Annotated in this window: 2 protein-coding genes; both read right to left on the bottom strand. The window is 66.8% G+C overall.

The window, feature by feature from the left end:
* The coding region (ctaD, locus tag V8J36_RS22765; RefSeq protein WP_336469601.1) for a cytochrome c oxidase subunit I at positions 1–2,057 on the bottom strand (2,057 nt) is incomplete at its 3' end.
* Positions 2,054–2,469, bottom strand: a 416-nt coding sequence (locus V8J36_RS22770; protein ID WP_336469602.1) for a c-type cytochrome, incomplete at its 5' end; no start/stop codon positions are given. The genes V8J36_RS22770 and ctaD, both read right to left, overlap by 4 nt.

The following is a 2,469-nucleotide window of genomic DNA, read 5'->3' on the forward strand; positions in this document are numbered from 1 at the left end:
CCCAGCATGGTGATCCACATCGCCCACCAGCCCACCGCCGCGGGGCCCGAGGCATAGGTGGGCAGCCGCAGCCCCAGCCCCACGTCCTTCATCGGCTTTTCCGGCCGCCGCGCGGTCGAGGTCCAGAGCCAGTAGAGGATGCAGGCCACCGCCAGCACGCCGCAAACCACGGCGGGGGCGTAAAGGTGGAAGGTCGGCAGGATGAAGCAGCCGCCGGTGAAGGCCGCGGCGCCCAGCGTGATCCAGGCATCGCCCGTCACCCGCTGCACCTGCACGGGCCGCGCGTCGATCACGCTGGTCACCATCGTCTCGCGCAGGCCCTCTTCGGCATCGGGCAGGTAGTAGCGGCCCGCATCCATCCGCTCGACCAGCTTCGGCTGATCCCAGAGCGGGTAGCGCGAGGTGATGTAGGGGATCGACCGCACGCCCCAATCCTCGCCCTCGGCTGTGTCGCACCATTCCAGCGTCCCGGCCCGCCAGGGGTTGCGGCTGGAGAGCTTCGGCTTGCCGGGACGCAGCAGGTCCCAGGTGAAGATCAGAAAGCCCAAAGCGATGATGAAGGCCCCGACGGTGGAGATCAGGTTGAGCCCGTTCCACCCCAGATCGCCTGGATAAGTGAAGACCCGGCGCGGCATGCCCAGCAGACCGGTCAGATGCATCGGCAGGAAGCACAGGTTGAAGCCGCCGAAGATGAGCCAGAAGGCCCAGCGGCCAAGGCGTTCGCTCAGCATCCGCTTGGTGAAGAACGGGTAGAAGTAATAGACCCCAGCCATCACCGGCAGGATCATCCCCCCGAAGAGCGTGTAGTGCAGATGCGCCACCACGAAATAGGTGTCGTGCACCTGCCAGTCGAAGGGCGCGATCGCCAGCATCACGCCGGTGAGCCCGCCCGCGGTGAACACCGCAAGCCCGCCCGCGATCCAGAGCATCGGCAGGCTCATCGTCACCCGGCCCACCATCAGCGTGGCAAGGAAGACGAAGATCTGGATGCCGGTCGGGATCACCACCGCCTCGGACGCGGCCGAGAAGAAGGCGAGCGAGATGTTCGGCAGCCCGGTCGTGAACATGTGGTGGACCCAGAGCCCGAAGCTCAGGAACCCGGTCCCCACGGCCGACAGCACGATCCAGGAATAGCCGAGGATCGGGCGCTGCGCGACGGTCGGCACCACCATGGCGGCGATGGCGATGGAGGGGAGGAAGACGATGTAGACCTCGGGATGGCCGAAGATCCAGAACAGGTGCTGCCAGAAGATCGGATCGCCGCCGCGGGTATGATCGAAGAACGGCCAGTCGAGCGCGCGTTCCAATTCGAACAGCAGATCGCCCGCGATCAGCGGCGGGAAGGCGAAGAGGATCATCCCGCCCACGACCAGCACATACCAGCTGTAGAGCGGCATCATGTTGATCCGCATCCCCGGCGGCCGGCATTTGAGCACGCCCACGATCAGCTCGACCGCGGCGGCGATGCTGGCGATCTCGATGAAGGACAGGCCCAGCAGCCAGATGTCCGAACCGACGCCGGGGTCTTCGGTCGCGAGCGGCGGATACATGAACCAGCCCGACGACGGGGCCGCATCGAAGAAGACCGAGCCCAGCACGAAGGTCCCGCCGATCAGGAACGACCAGTAGCCGAAGGCCGAAAGCCGCGGGAACGGCATGTCGCGCGCGCCAAGGAAGGCAGGCAGGATCAGGATCGCCATCGCCTCGAACAGCGGCACGGCGAAGAGGAACATCATCGCCGAGCCGTGCATGGTGAAGAACTGGTTGAACCTGTCCGCGTCGAGGAACTGCATCCCCGGAAACGCCAGCTGCACCCGCATCAGCAGCGCGAGCACGCCCGCAATCAGCATGAAGGCGAAGCAGGTCAGCGCATACCAGACGCCGACCTCGGAATTGTTGACCGACATCCAGTAGCGCAGCCCGGTCTTCGTCTGCCAGACCGCGCGCAGGCGCCGCTCCTGCGCCGCCTGAACCTCGGGCGTGACCGGCTCGGCCAGCATGTCTTCGGTCGGGGGATAGATCCCCTCCGGCGCGCGGCCATGGGTGCCGGGGGTCATTTCAGGCTCTCCAGATAGGCGGCCAGTGCGGTCAGGTCTTCGGGGCCGAGCCAGTCATAGGCGGGCATCGCCACCTCGGGCTTGATCTCGCCGGTATGGGTCAGCCATTGCGCAAGGTCGGCGCGCGTGACCTCAAGGATCCCGGCGCCCAGCGAATTGCGGGAGCCGAGATGGGTCAGGTCCGGGCCGATGGTGGCCACATGGTCGGTGCCGCGGATCGCGTGACAGGCCCCGCAGCCCTCGTCGCGGAATAGCTCTGCCCCGCGGGTTTCCTCAGGTGTCGCGGGGGCGCGGGCGGGGACGGCCTCGGCCGCAAGCCAGTCATCGAACGCGGCGGGCTCCAGGATGACGGTCTCGAAGGCCATCATCGCGTGGGACGCGCCGCAGAATTCGGCGCATTGGCCGCGATACA

The sequence above is a fragment of the Frigidibacter sp. MR17.14 genome, from assembly GCF_037095735.1.
In the GTDB taxonomy this organism is placed as follows: Bacteria; Pseudomonadota; Alphaproteobacteria; order Rhodobacterales; family Rhodobacteraceae; genus Frigidibacter.